Here is a 14049-nt window from a genome sequence, read left to right as displayed (position 1 = left end):
CGGTAGCATTACCGGTCGCACTCCACGCAACGAACCACCAGAGCTCCACAACCCCCAATCCGCGCCACGTCCCATCTGGGCAAAAGGCGTTTCACCAAGAAGAGTCCTGAGGAGGACATCAAGTGGCGAAGGCAAAGTTCGAGCGGACTAAGCCGCACGTCAACATCGGCACCATTGGTCACATCGACCACGGTAAGACGACGCTGACGGCTGCGATTTCCAAGGTCCTGCACGACAAGTACCCGGACCTGAACCCGCAGTTCGCGTTCGACGACATCGACAAGGCACCCGAAGAGAAGCAGCGCGGTATCACGATCTCGATCGCGCACATCGAGTACCAGACGGAGAGCCGTCACTACGCCCACGTCGACTGCCCCGGTCACGCTGACTACGTGAAGAACATGATCACGGGTGCGGCGCAGATGGACGGTGCGATCCTCGTGGTTGCGGCGACCGACGGCCCGATGCCGCAGACGAAGGAGCACGTCCTCCTGGCCCGCCAGGTCGGCGTTCCCTACATCGTCGTGGCGCTCAACAAGGCCGACATGGTCGACGACGAGGAGATCCTCGAGCTCGTCGAGATGGAGGTCCGCGAGCTGCTGTCCGACTACGAGTTCCCGGGCGACGACCTGCCGGTCGTCAAGGTCTCGGCGCTCAAGGCGCTCGAGGGCGACGCCGAGTGGGGCAACTCCGTCCTGGAGCTCATGGACGCCGTGGACAACCACATCCCGATCCCCGAGCGTGACGTCGACAAGCCGTTCCTCATGCCCGTCGAGGACGTGTTCACGATCACCGGTCGTGGCACCGTCGTCACCGGTCGTATCGAGCGCGGCATCCTCAACGTCAACGCTGAGGTCGAGATCGTCGGCATCCACCCCGGCCCGCCGGCCAAGACCACGGTCACCGGCATCGAGATGTTCCGCAAGCTGCTCGACGAGGGTCGTGCGGGCGAGAACGTCGGCCTGCTTCTTCGTGGCACCAAGCGCGAGGACGTCGAGCGCGGCCAGGTCATCGTCAAGCCGGGCTCGATCACCCCGCACACGGACTTCGAGGCCAACGTCTACATCCTGTCCAAGGATGAGGGCGGCCGTCACACGCCGTTCTACGACAACTACCGCCCGCAGTTCTACTTCCGCACCACCGACGTGACCGGCGTAGTGCACCTCCCCGAGGGCACCGAGATGGTCATGCCCGGTGACAACACGGAGATGAACGTCGAGCTCATCCAGCCGATCGCCATGGAGGAGGGCCTGCGCTTCGCCATTCGCGAGGGCGGCCGTACCGTCGGCGCCGGCCGCGTCACCAAGATCACCAAGTAACACTCGGCGACTTCGCCACCGGTGATCTGACGCACCAGCACCACAGGAGGGCCCCGCAGCTKCGGCGGGGGGGCCCTTCGCTGTCCCGTATGCCGCGCGGGCCTGCGACGTGTTGCCGCCAGGTCGTCACGGGGCGCCGATTTCCCGGGGTTGGTGCCGACCAGCCGGCAACAGGTGGGGGCCTCTAGTGACTTGTTGCCGCCAGGTCGTCATGGGGCGGCGAATGCGGGGGTTGGTGACCACCAGCCGGCAACATGTGGGCGGGGGTCAGCCGTGGGCCGCTGCGAACTCGGCGGCGGTCAGCTCGTAGACGACCTCGCCCAGCTCGGCACCGGGCAGCGGCTCGTCCCATTCCCTGATGTCGGTGCGGACGTGGCGCAGGCCGAGCCGTTCGAGGACCGCCCGGGAGCGGACGTTGACTGCCATCGTCTCGGCCCAGATCCGGTCGAGCCCGACGGTGACGAAGCCGTGCTCCATCAAGCGGGTGGCGCCCTCGGTGGCCAGCCCTCGCCCCCACGCTCGCCTGCGCAGCCGATAGCCCAGCTCGGCAGCCTCGCTCGTCAACCCGTCGTCCGGGGTGAGGCAGAACCACCCGACGAACTCCCCGTCCTCGAAGGCGGACCAGTAGCCCAGGCCCAGCGCGTCGTGCGCGGGTTCGGTGCGGTGCGGCATCCAGACCTCGATGACCTCCTGCGGCCCGGTGGCCCTCCCGGTCAGGAACTCCATCACGTCAGGATCGCCGTCGAGCTCGACCAGCAGGTCGCTGTCGTCCGCTTTCAGTGGACGCAGCTGGAGCCGCGGCGTCGTCAGGTGCGGCCTGGACATCAGGAGGGCGTCTGCAACAGCTCGGGACCGATCTGCGCCACCGAGCCGACTCCCGACAGCCCCATCGTCAGGTCCAGCTCGGCCACGATGTTGGCCAGCACGTCCCTGACACCGTCCCGCCCACCGAGGGCCAGGCCGTAGAGGTAGGGCCGGCCGATCGCGACGGCGTCGGCGCCCAGCGCGATGGCCTTGACGACGTCGCTGCCGGTGCGGACACCGCTGTCCAGGATCACCGCTAGGTCGGGTCCGAGGGCTGCGCGCACCGACGGCAGGGCGTCGAGGGAGGCGATCGCGCCGTCGACCTGCCGTCCGCCGTGGTTGCTGACCACGACCCCGCTGGCACCCGCTTCCACGGCTCGTGTCGCGTCGTCAGGGTGCAGGACACCCTTGACCAGGAACGGGAGGTCCGTGCGGTCGCGCAGGGTGGCGAGCTGCTCCCAGGTGAGCCCGGGGTTCGAGTAGATGTCGAGGAACGTCTCGACCGCAGCCCGGGGCGTGGGGGAGCGGAGGTTGGCCCGCAGGTCGCCGGGGTGCTCGCGGCTGATCGACAACAGCGACCGGAGCGCGCCCACCGTCACCTTGACGTCGTCCTTGGCGCGCACGGCTGCCTCAGCCGCGGCCGCCTTCGCCGCGATCCGGTCGCGGACCACCTGCTGGAAGCGCGGGTCGGAGGTGTACTGCGCGATGCCGATGCCCTGGGAGAACGGCAGGGATCCGAGGTTCAGGTCCCGGGGGCGCCACCCCAGCATCGTCGTGTCGAGGGTGACCACGATCGCCTCGGCGCCGCTCGCGGCGGCGCGGGCGAGGAAGCTGTCGACGAGCGGTTCGTCGGTGGACCAGTAGAGCTGGAACCATCGCGGCGCCGCCCCCATGGCTGCCGCGACGTCCTCCATCGGGGAACACCCCTGGTTGGACAGGATGTACGGCAGGCCGAGCTCGGCCGCCGCCGAGCCGATCTCGAGGTCGCTGTCGCGGTGGACCAACCCGGCCGCACCCACGGGAGCGAGCAGCACCGGTGCGGGAAGCCGTCGGCCGAGGATCTCGGTGGACAGGTCGCGCTGGGCGTTGCCGGGCAGCAGGCGGGGCACGATCCGGACGCGCTCGAAGGCGGCGCGGTTCGCCCGCATGGTCGCGCCCTCGCCCGCCCCGCCCGCGACATAGGCCCAGGCCCGTGGTGACATCGTCGCTGCCGCACGTCGCTCGAGCTCGGCGAAGTCGGTCGGCACCGTGGGGCGGTGGCCCAGCACTCCCGCGCGGTAGATCAGGCCCTGCCTGGCCCTGCCTGGACCTTCGGGCGGCGTCGTCATGGCCCCGATCCTGCCAGCGGGACCACCCCGCTGGGGGTGAACGACACCGGTGAGCACCCGGCATACCCGGGAGGGGGCAGAGCGGCGCGACGCGCCATCGGAGCGGGTATGCCGCGTGGCCCGGCCTCGATTTGGTAGGTCACCGTCGCCTCTGGCACACTGGACCGGTTGCTTGACGCGCGCCGTTGACCCATGTCGACGCCGCCACCCCCGGTGACACACCTCGAACCGTGCATTGATGCGCGGGGCGACACTCCAGGGAAGCGCAAGCCCCGGCTCTGCCGGTCAATCCGAACCGCACGACTGCGTGAAAACGCGTGTCGTCCGGCCGCGAAGCGGGTGCGACACACCCGACCGCGGGGGTCGGAGATGGCCAAGAGCCGGCCAAGCTAGATGTTCGGCGAGAGAGAGACGTAACGGAGATGGCGGGACAGAAGATCCGCATCCGCTTGAAGTCGTATGACCACGAGGTCATCGACAACTCGGCGCGCAAGATTGTCGACACGGTGACCCGTGCTGGCGCGACGGTAGTCGGCCCTGTGCCGCTGCCCACGGAGAAGAACGTCTTCGTGGTCATCCGTTCGCCCCACAAGTACAAGGACAGCCGCGAGCACTTCGAGATGCGCACCCACAAGCGCTTGATCGACATCATCGACCCGACGCCGAAGGCCGTCGACTCGCTGATGCGTCTCGACCTGCCGGCAGACGTCAACATCGAGATCAAGCTCTGAGGCTGGCGAAATGACCACCACTGCTACCAAGACCGTGAAGGGCGTACTGGGCAAGAAGCTCGGTATGACCCAGGTGTGGGATGCCGACAACCGGCTCATCCCCGTCACCGTCATCGAAGCGGGCCCCTGCGTCGTCACGCAGGTCCGCGCCGCTGCGAAGGACGGCTACGACGCCGTCCAGATCGCGTTCGGCGCCATCGACCCCCGCAAGGTGACCAAGCCCCTGACCGGGCACTTCGAGAAGGCCGGCGTGACCCCGCGTCGCCACCTCGTGGAGCTCCGTACCGCTGACGCCGCCGAGTACACGCTCGGCCAGGAAGTCACGGTCGAGACCTTCGAGGCCGGCCAGGCGATCGACGTCACCGGGACCACCAAGGGCAAGGGCTTTGCCGGCGTCATGAAGCGTCACGGCTTCCACGGCGTCAGCTCCTCCCACGGTTCCCACAAGAACCACCGCAAGCCTGGCTCGATCGGTGGCTGCGCCACCCCGGGTCGCGTGTTCAAGGGCATGCGCATGGCCGGCCGGATGGGCGGCGAGCGCCAGACCACCCAGAACCTCACGATCCACGCCGTGGACGTGGAGCGGGGCCTGCTGCTGATCAAGGGTGCCGTTCCCGGCCCCCGCAACGGCATCGTCCTCGTCCGCACGGCCGCGAAGGGAGCCTGAGCCAGATGGCAACCAAGACCGTCGCTGCTGACCTGCCCGCCGAGATCTTCGACGTCCAGGTCAACGTTCCGCTGATCCACCAGGTCGTCGTGGCCCAGCTGGCCGCCGCGCGTCAGGGCACGCACTCCACCAAGACCCGCGGCGAAGTCCGCGGTGGTGGCCGCAAGCCCTACCGCCAGAAGGGCACCGGCCGCGCCCGTCAGGGCTCGACCCGCGCCCCGCAGTTCGCAGGCGGTGGCGTCGTCCACGGCCCGCAGCCGCGTGACTACGCCCAGCGGACCCCCAAGAAGATGAAGGCCGCCGCCCTGCGCGGTGCCCTCTCCGACCGGGCCCGCAACGACCGGGTGCACGTCGTCGAGTCCCTCGTGACCGGCACTGCGCCGTCCACCAAGGACGCGCTCGCGCTGCTCGCCGGCCTGACCGACCGTCCCAACCTGCTCGTCGTGCTCGACCGCAGCGATGTCGTGTCGCTGAAGTCGGTCCGCAACCTCGACGGCGTGCACGTGCTCGCCGCCGACCAGCTCAACACGTACGACGTGCTGTGCGCGGACGATGTCGTCTTCACCACCGCTGCCCTGGAGGCGTTCGTCTCCAAGGCGCAGCCGGTCGGCGGCGTCATCGAGGTCGAGATCGTCGACGACGCACCTGCCAAGGCCGACAAGCCGGCCAAGGCTGCCAAGACCGAGAAGTCCGAGGCCAAGGCGGACAAGCCTGCCAAGGCCGAGAAGCCTGCCAAGGCCGACAAGCCCGCCACGGCCGAGAAGCCCGCCAAGGCTGAGAAGGCCGCGACGCTGGTGGACGCTCCCGAGGACACCGACGGTGGCTACGGCGCCGACTCGGCTGTCGCCCTCGAGGACGGCTCCGCGCCGGAGGGCTTCGAGGTCAAGGGCAACAAGGACTCGATGAAGTTCCACGTCCCCGGCTCCCGCTGGTACGACGCGACCGTCGCCGAGGTCTGGTTCCGCACTGCGGATGCCGCCGCGGCTGCAGGTTTCGTCCCCGCCGGTGGCGCTGCTGCCCAGGAGACCACTGACGTGGCTGAGGAGGAGACCAAGTGAGCACCCAGTCTGCTCTGTACGGCAAGGACCCCCGCGACATCCTGATCGCGCCGGTCGTTTCCGAGAAGTCGTACTCGCTGCTCGACCAGGGCAAGTACACCTTCATCGTCGACCCGCGGGCGAACAAGACGGAGATCAAGATCGCCGTCGAGCGCGTCTTCAACGTCAAGGTTGACTCCGTCCACACCCTCAACCGTGTCGGCAAGACCCGCCGCACCCGGTTCGGCCTCGGCAAGCGCAAGGACACCAAGCGTGCGATCGTCACCCTCCGCGAGGGCTCGATCGACATCTTCGGTGCCGGCGCCTGACGGAATCGCTGAAGAGACGTAAGGGATTACGAAACATGGGTATCCGTAAGTACAAGCCGACCACGCCTGGCCGCCGAGGCTCCAGCGTCGCCGACTTCGTCGAGGTCACGCGCTCCACGCCTGAGAAGTCGCTGGTGCGCCCCCTGACGAAGTCCGGTGGACGCAACAGCAACGGCCGCATCACCACCCGTCACATCGGTGGTGGACACAAGCGCGCCTACCGCGTCATCGACTTCCGTCGCCATGACAAGGACGGCGTGCCGGCCAAGGTCGCTCACATCGAGTACGACCCCAACCGCACGGCGCGCATCGCGCTGCTGCACTACGCCGACGGTGAGAAGCGCTACATCCTGGCCCCCAAGGGCCTGGAGCAGGGCGCCAACATCGAGAACGGCCCCTCGGCCGACATCAAGCCGGGCAACAGCCTGCCGCTGCGCAACATCCCGACCGGTACGGTCATCCACGCCGTCGAGCTCAAGCCCGGTGGCGGTGCGAAGATCGCCCGCTCCGCTGGTGTGCGCGTGCAGCTCGTCGCCAAGGACGGTCCCTACGCCCAGCTGCGTATGCCGTCCGGTGAGATCCGCAACGTCGACCTGCGCTGCCGCGCCACGGTCGGCGAGGTCGGCAACGCCGAGCAGTCCAACATCAACTGGGGCAAGGCCGGCCGCATGAGGTGGAAGGGCAAGCGCCCGACCGTCCGTGGTGTCGCCATGAACCCGGTCGACCACCCGCACGGTGGTGGTGAGGGTAAGACGTCCGGTGGTCGTCACCCCGTCAGCCCGTGGGGTCAGGCCGAGGGCCGCACCCGCCGCCCCGGCAAGCCGAGCGACAAGATGATCGTTCGCCGCCGTCGTACTGGCAAGAAGCGCTGAGAAGGAGCCTGAGAAACCATGCCTCGTAGCTTGAAGAAGGGCCCTTTCATCGACGGCCACCTTCAGAAGAAGGTCGACGTCCAGAACGAAGCGGGCACCAAGAACGTCATCAAGACCTGGTCGCGTCGGTCGGTCGTGAGCCCCGACATGCTGGGTCACACCCTCGCCGTGCACGACGGTCGCAAGCACGTCCCGGTGTTCGTCACCGAGTCGATGGTCGGCCACAAGCTCGGTGAGTTCGCACCGACCCGCACGTTCAAGGGTCACGTGAAGGACGACAAGAAGGGGCGTCGTCGCTGATGGCTGCCCCGACCGAGAACAAGGACAACGTGATGGAAGCCAAGGCGAGTGCGCGGCACGTCCGCGTCACGCCCCAGAAGGCCCGCCGCATGGTGGACCTGATCCGCGGCAAGCAGGCCACTGAGGCCATCGCCGTGCTCCGGTTCGCGCCGCAGTACGCCTCCGACCCGGTGCAGAAGGTGCTCGAGAGCGCCATCGCCAACCTCCGGGTCAAGGCGGACAAGGCCTCTGAGGCCTTCGACGAGACCAACCTGGTCATCAGCGAGGCGTTCGTCGACGAGGGTCCGACCATGAAGCGGTTCCGCCCGCGGGCCCAGGGCCGCGCGGCACGCATCAACAAGCGGACCAGCCACATCACCGTGGTCGTCACGCCGAAGACCACCAAGGGAGGCACCCGCTAATGGGTCAGAAGGTCAACCCGCACGGCTTCCGCCTCGGTATCACCACCGAGCACAAGAGCCGCTGGTTCGCTGACTCCACCAAGGAGGGTCAGCGGTACCGCGACTACGTCAAGGAAGACGTCGCCATCCGCAAGCTCATGTCCGAGGGCATGGAGCGGGCCGGCATCTCCCGCGTCGAGATCGAGCGCACCCGTGACCGCGTCCGTGTGGACATCCACACCGCGCGTCCCGGCATCGTCATCGGTCGTCGTGGCGCCGAGGCCGACCGCATCCGTGGCGAGCTCGAGAAGCTGACCGGCAAGCAGGTCCAGCTGAACATCCTCGAGGTCAAGAACCCCGAGGTGGACAGCCAGCTCGTCGCGCAGGGCATCGCCGAGCAGCTCTCTGCTCGTGTGTCGTTCCGTCGTGCGATGCGCAAGGGCATGCAGTCCGCCACCCGCGCCGGGGCCAAGGGCATCCGTGTCCAGGTCTCCGGTCGCCTCGGCGGCGCCGAGATGTCTCGCACCGAGTTCTACCGCGAGGGTCGCGTTCCGCTGCACACCCTGCGTGCGCAGATCGACTACGGCTTCTACGAGGCCCGCACCACGTTCGGTCGCATCGGCGTCAAGGTGTGGATCTACAAGGGCGACGTCACCGCTCGCGAGCTGGCTCAGCAGCAGGCTGCTGCGCCGCGTCCGAGCCGTGGCCCGCGTCGTGACGGCGCAGACCGTCCGGCCCGCGCTCGTCGCGAGCGTCCGGAGGCCGCCACCGAGACCGCTGCTGAGGCTCCCGCCGCTGAGGCGACCGCAGCCTCAGCCAGCACTGAGGGAGAGCAGTCCTGACATGTTGATTCCTCGTCGAGTCAAGCACCGCAAGCAGCACCACCCGGGTCGTTCGGGCGCTGCGAAGGGTGGCACCAAGATCGCGTTCGGCGACTACGGCATCCAGGCCCTCGAGCCCGCCTACGTCACCAACCGTCAGATCGAGTCCGCTCGTATTGCGATGACGCGTTACATGAAGCGTGGCGGAAAGGTGTGGATCAACATCTACCCCGACCGCCCGCTGACCAAGAAGCCTGCCGAGACCCGCATGGGTTCCGGTAAGGGCTCCCCCGAGTGGTGGATCGCCAACGTCAAGCCTGGTCGCGTGATGTTCGAGGTGAACGGTGTGTCCGAAGAGGTCGCCCGTGAAGCCATGCGTCTGGCGATGCACAAGCTCCCCATGAAGTGCCGCTTCGTTCGGCGTGAGGGTGGTGACATCTGATGGCAGTCGGATCCAAGGACCTGGTGTCCGAGAACCTTCGTGGTCTCGACGACGACCACCTTGTGGACGAGCTCCGCAAGGCCAAGGAGGAGCTGTTCAACCTCCGGTTCCAGTCGGCCACCGGCCAGCTGGACAACCACGGCCGCCTGCGCGCCGTCCGCAAGGACATCGCCCGCATCTACACCGAGCTGCGTGAGCGCGAGCTCGGCATCGGGCAGAGCCCGAGTGTCGAAGCCAAGGAGGAGTCGGCATGACCAAGGACGTGAAGGATGAGGCAGTGACGGCGCAAGACCGCAACTACCGCAAGACCCGTCAGGGCTACGTGGTGAGCGACAAGATGGACAAGACCGTCGTGGTCGAGGTCGAGGACCGCGTCAAGCACGCTCTCTACGGCAAGGTCCTGCGACGCTCGAGCAAGGTCAAGGCCCACGACGAGGACAACGCCGCCGGTATCGGTGACCGCGTCTCGATCATGGAGACCCGTCCGCTCTCGGCCACCAAGCGCTGGCGCGTGGTGGAGATCCTCGAGAAGGCCAAGTAGTACCAACCTCAGCATCCGCCGCCCACGCGGCATACCGGAGAAACAACGCCAGGTATGCCGCGGGGGCACGGACAACAAGCCCCCCACAGTTCGGCAAGGCTCACCGTGCGTGAGAACCAGCTCGACGACAGGAGTTAGACAGTGATCCAGCAGGAGTCGCGACTGCGCGTCGCCGACAACACTGGTGCCAAGGAAATCCTTTGCATCCGTGTTCTCGGTGGCTCGGGTCGTCGTTACGCCGGCATCGGTGACGTCATCGTCGCCGCCGTCAAGGACGCCATTCCCGGCGGCAACGTCAAGAAGGGCGACGTCGTCAAGGCCGTCATCGTGCGCACCACCAAGGAGCGCCGTCGCGGCGACGGGTCGTACATCAAGTTCGACGAGAACGCCGCCGTCATCCTCAAGGCCGACGGGGACCCCCGTGGCACCCGCATCTTCGGCCCGGTGGGCCGCGAGCTGCGTGAGAAGAAGTTCATGAAGATCATCTCGTTGGCGCCGGAGGTGCTCTGACCCATGGCTGACAAGAAGAAGATGAAGATCAAGAAGGGTGACACCGTCAAGGTGCTCACCGGCAAGGATCGCAACAGCATCGGCAAGGTCATCGCCGTGTACCCCGAGACCGAACGCGTGCTCGTCGAGGGCGTCAACCGGGTGACCCGCCACACCAAGGCCGGTCAGTCCGCCCGCGGTACCCGTACCGGTGGCCTGGTCGTCCAGGAAGCCGCGATCCACGTGAGCAACGTGGCCGTCGTGGACCCCGATGACAAGAAGCTCGCGACCCGGATCAAGACCCGCGTCGAGACCGTCGAGCGTGGCGGCCGCACCAAGACCGTCCGCACCCGTGTCGCGGTGCGCTCGGGCAAGGACCTGTGAGAGACATGACCGAAACAGAAACCAAGCCTCAGACCGAAGTTTCCGCAGCGGTCACGCCGCGCCTCAAGCAGCGCTACGCGGACGAGATCAAGGGCGGGCTGTTCACGCAGTTCGGCTACGAGAACGTCATGCAGGTGCCCGGCGTGGTCAAGGTCGTCGTCAACATGGGTGTTGGTGACGCCGCCAAGGACGCCAAGCTCATCGAGGGCGCGATCAGGGACTTGTCCGCCATCACCGGCCAGAAGCCGCTGGTGACCAAGGCCCGCAAGTCCATCGCGCAGTTCAAGCTGCGCGAGGGCATGCCGATCGGTGCGCACACCACGCTGCGCGGCGACCGGATGTGGGAGTTCCTCGACCGTCTCGTGTCGGTGGCTCTGCCCCGTATCCGTGACTTCCGCGGCCTGTCGCCCAAGCAGTTCGACGGCAACGGCAACTACACCTTCGGTCTCACCGAGCAGTCGATGTTCCACGAGATCGACCAGGACCGGATCGACCGCGTGCGTGGCATGGACATCACCGTGGTGACCACCGCCACCAATGACGACGAGGGCCGCGCACTGCTCAAGGCGCTCGGCTTCCCCTTCAAGGAGAACTGACATGGCGAAGACCGCCCTGGTCAACAAGGCCAACAAGAAGCCGAAGTTCAAGGTGCGCGGCTACACCCGTTGTCAGCGCTGCGGCCGACCGCACTCGGTCTACCGCAAGTTCGGGCTGTGCCGCATCTGCCTTCGCGAGATGGCTCACCGCGGCGAGCTGCCCGGCGTCACCAAGAGCTCCTGGTAATACCCACCGATTTCATCCTTACATCGCAGGTCGCTGCATCCGCAGTGAAACCACGGTGAGAGAGGGCCGGAGAAGCCCATGACCATGACTGACCCGATTGCGGACATGTTGACCCGCGTCAGGAACGCCAACTCGGCGCACCACGACGATGTCTCCATGCCGTTTTCCAAGCTGAAGTCCCACATTGCCGAGATCCTCCAGGCGGAGGGCTACATCGCCGCCTGGAAGGTCGAGGACGCCGAGGTCGGCAAGACGCTGACCATCGAGCTCAAGTACGGCCCCAACCGCGAGCGGTCCATCGCTGGCGTGCGCCGTGTCTCCAAGCCCGGTCTGCGCGTCTACGCCAAGTCGACGAACCTGCCCAAGGTTCTCGGCGGTCTCGGTGTGGCCATCCTTTCCACCTCGTCTGGTCTCCTCACGGACCGCCAGGCCAAAGCCAAGGGTGTGGGCGGGGAAGTCCTCGCCTACGTCTGGTAAGGGGATTCGACATGTCGCGTATCGGACGACTCCCGGTCTCCATCCCGAGCGGTGTCGAGGTCACCATCGACGGCCAGTCCGTCAAGGTGAAGGGCCCCAAGGGCGAGCTCAGCCACGTCGTGGCCGAGCCGATCACCGTCGAGAAGGGTGACGCGGACCTCGAGGTCAAGCGCCCCAACGACGAGCGCCAGTCGCGTGCCCTGCACGGCCTGACCCGGTCGCTCATCAACAACATGGTGCTCGGTGTGACCGAGGGCTATGAGAAGAAGATGGAGATCCACGGCACGGGTTACCGCGTGGCCAACAAGGGCGGGGACCTCGAGTTCGCGCTGGGCTACAGCCACTCGATCACCGTCAAGGCCCCTGAGGGCATCTCCTTCGCCGTCGAGAACCCGACCCGCTTCGCGGTCCAGGGCATCGACAAGCAGCTCGTTGGCGAGGTTGCTGCAAACATCCGCAAGCTGCGCAAGCCCGACCCGTACAAGGGCAAGGGCGTTCGCTATGCGGGCGAGCACATCCGTCGCAAGGTCGGAAAGGCCGGTAAGTAAGCCATGGCAATGATCGTCAAGCGCGCCAAGGGCAAGTCCGCTGCACGCGGACGTCGCCACCTGCGCCTGCGCAAGAAGGTGACCGGCACGACGGTTCGTCCCCGCCTGGTCGTGTCGCGGTCCTCGCGCCACGTCTTCGTGCAGATCGTCGACGACACCCTCGGCAAGACCGTGGCGTCGGCCTCCACCATGGAGGCGGACCTGCGTTCGTTCGAGGGTGACAAGACCGCCAAGGCCCGCAAGGTGGGCGAGCTGCTCGCCGAGCGCGCCAAGAGCGCCGGTGTCGAGGCTGTCGTCTTCGACCGTGGTGGCAACAAGTACCACGGCCGCGTCGCTGCCATCGCCGAGGGCGCCCGCGAGGGTGGACTGGCCCTGTGAGCACCGTGACCGCAACTGTTATTGAGATGAGGAACATCTGATGCCCGGACCCCAGCGTCGAGGCACTGGTGCCGCTGCTGGCGGCGACGCAGCTCGTGGTGAGCGCGGCGACCGCCGCGGTGGCCGCGACAACCGTCGTGACGGCGGCCGTGACCAGGCCGAGAAGAGCGCCTACGTCGAGCGCGTCGTGACCATCAACCGCGTGTCCAAGGTCGTCAAGGGTGGACGTCGCTTCAGCTTCACCGCCCTCGTGGTCGTGGGCGACGGCGACGGCACCGTCGGCGTCGGCTACGGCAAGGCCAAGGAAGTTCCCGCGGCGATCGCCAAGGGTGTCGAGGAGGCCAAGAAGGAGTTCTTCAAGGTCCCCCGCATCCAGGGCACCATCCCGCACCCCGTGCAGGGTGAGGCCGCTGCCGGTGTCGTCATGCTCCGTCCCGCCGCTCCCGGTACCGGTGTCATCGCCGGTGGTCCGGTGCGTGCGGTGCTCGAGTGCGCCGGCATCCACGACGTGCTGAGCAAGTCGCTCGGCTCGGACAACGCCATCAACGTCGTCCACGCGACGGTCGCGGCCCTGCGGGGTCTCGAGCGTCCGGAGGAAGTGGCTGCCCGCCGCGGCCTCCCGGTCGACCGCGTGGCCCCGGCCGCGATGCTGCGCGCCCAGGCTGCTGGCCGCGAAGCCGCCAAGGCAGGTGCCTGATGCGTCTCAAGGTGACCCAGACCCGTTCCGAGATCGGTGGCAAGCAGAACCAGCGTGACACGCTGCGCAGCCTCGGTCTGAAGCGCATTGGCGACGTCGTCGTCAAGGAGGACCGTCCCGAGATCCGCGGGATGGTCAAGACGGTGACGCACCTCGTTGCCGTCGAGGAGGTTGACTGACCATGGCAGAGAAGAAGGCCGTCAAGGCCGCTGCCGCGCCCGAGGGCACGACCCTCAAGGTGCACCACCTGCGTCCGGCCCCCGGCGCCAAGACCGCGAAGACCCGTGTGGGTCGCGGTGAGGGCTCCAAGGGCAAGACCGCCGGTCGTGGCACCAAGGGCACCAAGGCCCGCTACCAGGTTCCGGAGCGCTTCGAAGGTGGCGCCATGCCGCTGCACATGCGTCTCCCGAAGCTGCGTGGCTTCAAGAACCCGTTCCGCGTGGAGTTCCAGGTCGTGAACCTGGACAAGCTGTCCGCCCTGTTCCCCGAGGGTGGCGATGTGACCATCGCCGACCTCGTGGCCAAGGGTGCGGTCCGCGACAACTCCCCGGTCAAGGTGCTCGGCACCGGCGAGATCACCGTCAAGGTCAACGTGACCGCTGACAAGTTCTCGGCGACCGCCAAGGAGAAGATCGAAGCCGCCGGCGGCTCGGTCACCTCCGCCTGACCACGCAACGACGACAGGGTATGCCGCGGGCTCACCGCTCAAGGTGAGCACGCGG

Annotated in this window: 24 protein-coding genes; 22 read left to right on the top strand and 2 right to left on the bottom strand. The window is 67.3% G+C overall.

Features of this window, described 5'->3' with window-relative positions; genetic code table 11:
* Positions 1–122: 122 nt before the first annotated feature.
* The gene (gene tuf, locus AC1DS4_RS07535; protein ID WP_477613520.1) at positions 123–1319 is read left to right on the top strand and encodes an elongation factor Tu; all 1197 of its coding nucleotides are present in this window, start codon (positions 123–125) and stop codon (positions 1317–1319) included.
* A gap of 267 nt (positions 1320–1586) precedes the next feature.
* Here the strand turns inward: tuf and AC1DS4_RS07530 are convergent, their stop codons facing one another.
* Together AC1DS4_RS07530 and AC1DS4_RS07525 are read right to left on the bottom strand one after the other, a co-directional pair.
* Positions 1587–2144: a GNAT family N-acetyltransferase gene (locus AC1DS4_RS07530; protein WP_477624080.1), complete on the bottom strand. Its 558-nt coding sequence runs from the start codon at positions 2142–2144 to the stop codon at positions 1587–1589.
* Positions 2144–3451, bottom strand: coding sequence for an alpha-hydroxy-acid oxidizing protein (locus AC1DS4_RS07525; protein ID WP_477624081.1), 1308 nt, complete (start codon positions 3449–3451; stop codon positions 2144–2146). Before AC1DS4_RS07525 ends, AC1DS4_RS07530 begins: the two co-directional genes overlap by 1 nt.
* A gap of 422 nt (positions 3452–3873) precedes the next feature.
* Here AC1DS4_RS07525 and rpsJ point away from each other — a divergent pair, with 422 nt between their 5' ends.
* From rpsJ to rplO, 21 genes are all read left to right on the top strand, one after another.
* Complete coding sequence (gene rpsJ / locus AC1DS4_RS07520) at positions 3874–4182, top strand: 30S ribosomal protein S10 (RefSeq protein ID WP_009775966.1); 309 nt, start codon at positions 3874–3876, stop codon at positions 4180–4182.
* A 10-nt stretch (positions 4183–4192) separates the two neighbouring features.
* Positions 4193–4849 carry a 50S ribosomal protein L3 gene (gene rplC / locus AC1DS4_RS07515; RefSeq protein ID WP_477624082.1) on the top strand — a complete coding sequence of 219 codons (657 nt, stop codon included), beginning with the start codon at positions 4193–4195 and terminating at the stop codon, positions 4847–4849.
* A gap of 5 nt (positions 4850–4854) precedes the next feature.
* On the top strand, positions 4855–5907 hold the full coding sequence (rplD, locus tag AC1DS4_RS07510) for a 50S ribosomal protein L4, sunset domain variant (RefSeq protein ID WP_477624083.1): 1053 nt from the start codon (positions 4855–4857) through the stop codon (positions 5905–5907).
* Positions 5904–6215, top strand: coding sequence for a 50S ribosomal protein L23 (gene rplW / locus AC1DS4_RS07505; protein ID WP_477613514.1), 312 nt, complete (start codon positions 5904–5906; stop codon positions 6213–6215). The genes rplD and rplW overlap by 4 nt, the downstream gene beginning before the upstream one ends.
* A 35-nt stretch (positions 6216–6250) precedes the next feature.
* Complete coding sequence (gene rplB, locus AC1DS4_RS07500) at positions 6251–7087, top strand: 50S ribosomal protein L2 (RefSeq protein ID WP_056923997.1); 837 nt, start codon at positions 6251–6253, stop codon at positions 7085–7087.
* 18 nt (positions 7088–7105) lie between these two features.
* The gene (rpsS, locus tag AC1DS4_RS07495) at positions 7106–7387 is read left to right on the top strand and encodes a 30S ribosomal protein S19 (protein ID WP_056923996.1); all 282 of its coding nucleotides are present in this window, start codon (positions 7106–7108) and stop codon (positions 7385–7387) included.
* A 32-nt stretch (positions 7388–7419) separates the two neighbouring features.
* The gene (gene rplV / locus AC1DS4_RS07490) at positions 7420–7788 is read left to right on the top strand and encodes a 50S ribosomal protein L22 (protein WP_477613901.1); all 369 of its coding nucleotides are present in this window, start codon (positions 7420–7422) and stop codon (positions 7786–7788) included.
* The gene (gene rpsC, locus AC1DS4_RS07485; RefSeq protein ID WP_477632338.1) at positions 7788–8609 is read left to right on the top strand and encodes a 30S ribosomal protein S3; all 822 of its coding nucleotides are present in this window, start codon (positions 7788–7790) and stop codon (positions 8607–8609) included. Before rplV ends, rpsC begins: the two co-directional genes overlap by 1 nt.
* Position 8610: 1 nt before the next feature.
* On the top strand, positions 8611–9030 hold the full coding sequence (rplP, locus tag AC1DS4_RS07480; RefSeq protein WP_477613512.1) for a 50S ribosomal protein L16: 420 nt from the start codon (positions 8611–8613) through the stop codon (positions 9028–9030).
* Positions 9030–9284: a 50S ribosomal protein L29 gene (gene rpmC, locus AC1DS4_RS07475; RefSeq protein WP_477613511.1), complete on the top strand. Its 255-nt coding sequence runs from the start codon at positions 9030–9032 to the stop codon at positions 9282–9284. Before rplP ends, rpmC begins: the two co-directional genes overlap by 1 nt.
* Positions 9281–9571: a 30S ribosomal protein S17 gene (gene rpsQ, locus AC1DS4_RS07470; RefSeq protein WP_477613510.1), complete on the top strand. Its 291-nt coding sequence runs from the start codon at positions 9281–9283 to the stop codon at positions 9569–9571. The genes rpmC and rpsQ overlap by 4 nt, the downstream gene beginning before the upstream one ends.
* A gap of 141 nt (positions 9572–9712) precedes the next feature.
* The gene (gene rplN, locus AC1DS4_RS07465) at positions 9713–10081 is read left to right on the top strand and encodes a 50S ribosomal protein L14 (RefSeq protein WP_056923992.1); all 369 of its coding nucleotides are present in this window, start codon (positions 9713–9715) and stop codon (positions 10079–10081) included.
* Positions 10082–10084: 3 nt separating this feature from the next.
* Positions 10085–10444, top strand: a complete 360-nt coding sequence (gene rplX / locus AC1DS4_RS07460; RefSeq protein WP_477613509.1) for a 50S ribosomal protein L24 — start codon at positions 10085–10087, stop codon at positions 10442–10444.
* A 5-nt stretch (positions 10445–10449) separates the two neighbouring features.
* On the top strand, positions 10450–11040 hold the full coding sequence (rplE, locus tag AC1DS4_RS07455) for a 50S ribosomal protein L5 (RefSeq protein WP_477613508.1): 591 nt from the start codon (positions 10450–10452) through the stop codon (positions 11038–11040).
* A 1-nt stretch (position 11041) separates the two neighbouring features.
* On the top strand, positions 11042–11227 hold the full coding sequence (locus AC1DS4_RS07450; protein ID WP_035902511.1) for a type Z 30S ribosomal protein S14: 186 nt from the start codon (positions 11042–11044) through the stop codon (positions 11225–11227).
* 78 nt (positions 11228–11305) lie between these two features.
* A complete protein-coding gene (gene rpsH, locus AC1DS4_RS07445) occupies positions 11306–11704 on the top strand; it encodes a 30S ribosomal protein S8 (RefSeq protein ID WP_477613507.1) in 399 nt (132 codons plus the stop codon).
* A gap of 11 nt (positions 11705–11715) precedes the next feature.
* Entirely contained in the window at positions 11716–12252 is a 537-nt protein-coding gene (rplF, locus tag AC1DS4_RS07440) for a 50S ribosomal protein L6 (RefSeq protein WP_477613506.1), read from the top strand.
* Positions 12253–12255: 3 nt separating this feature from the next.
* Entirely contained in the window at positions 12256–12630 is a 375-nt protein-coding gene (rplR, locus tag AC1DS4_RS07435; protein WP_477613505.1) for a 50S ribosomal protein L18, read from the top strand.
* Positions 12631–12670: 40 nt separating this feature from the next.
* The gene (gene rpsE, locus AC1DS4_RS07430) at positions 12671–13327 is read left to right on the top strand and encodes a 30S ribosomal protein S5 (protein ID WP_477613504.1); all 657 of its coding nucleotides are present in this window, start codon (positions 12671–12673) and stop codon (positions 13325–13327) included.
* Complete coding sequence (gene rpmD / locus AC1DS4_RS07425) at positions 13324–13506, top strand: 50S ribosomal protein L30 (RefSeq protein ID WP_056924254.1); 183 nt, start codon at positions 13324–13326, stop codon at positions 13504–13506. Before rpsE ends, rpmD begins: the two co-directional genes overlap by 4 nt.
* Before the next feature lie 2 nt (positions 13507–13508).
* Complete coding sequence (gene rplO / locus AC1DS4_RS07420) at positions 13509–13994, top strand: 50S ribosomal protein L15 (protein WP_477613503.1); 486 nt, start codon at positions 13509–13511, stop codon at positions 13992–13994.
* The last annotated feature ends 55 nt before the right edge of the window (positions 13995–14049 follow it).

Source organism: Pedococcus sp. P3_C7, assembly GCF_056402615.1.
The sequence above is the reverse complement of the archived record's forward strand: the minus strand, read 5'-3'. Positions and strand labels throughout refer to the sequence as shown.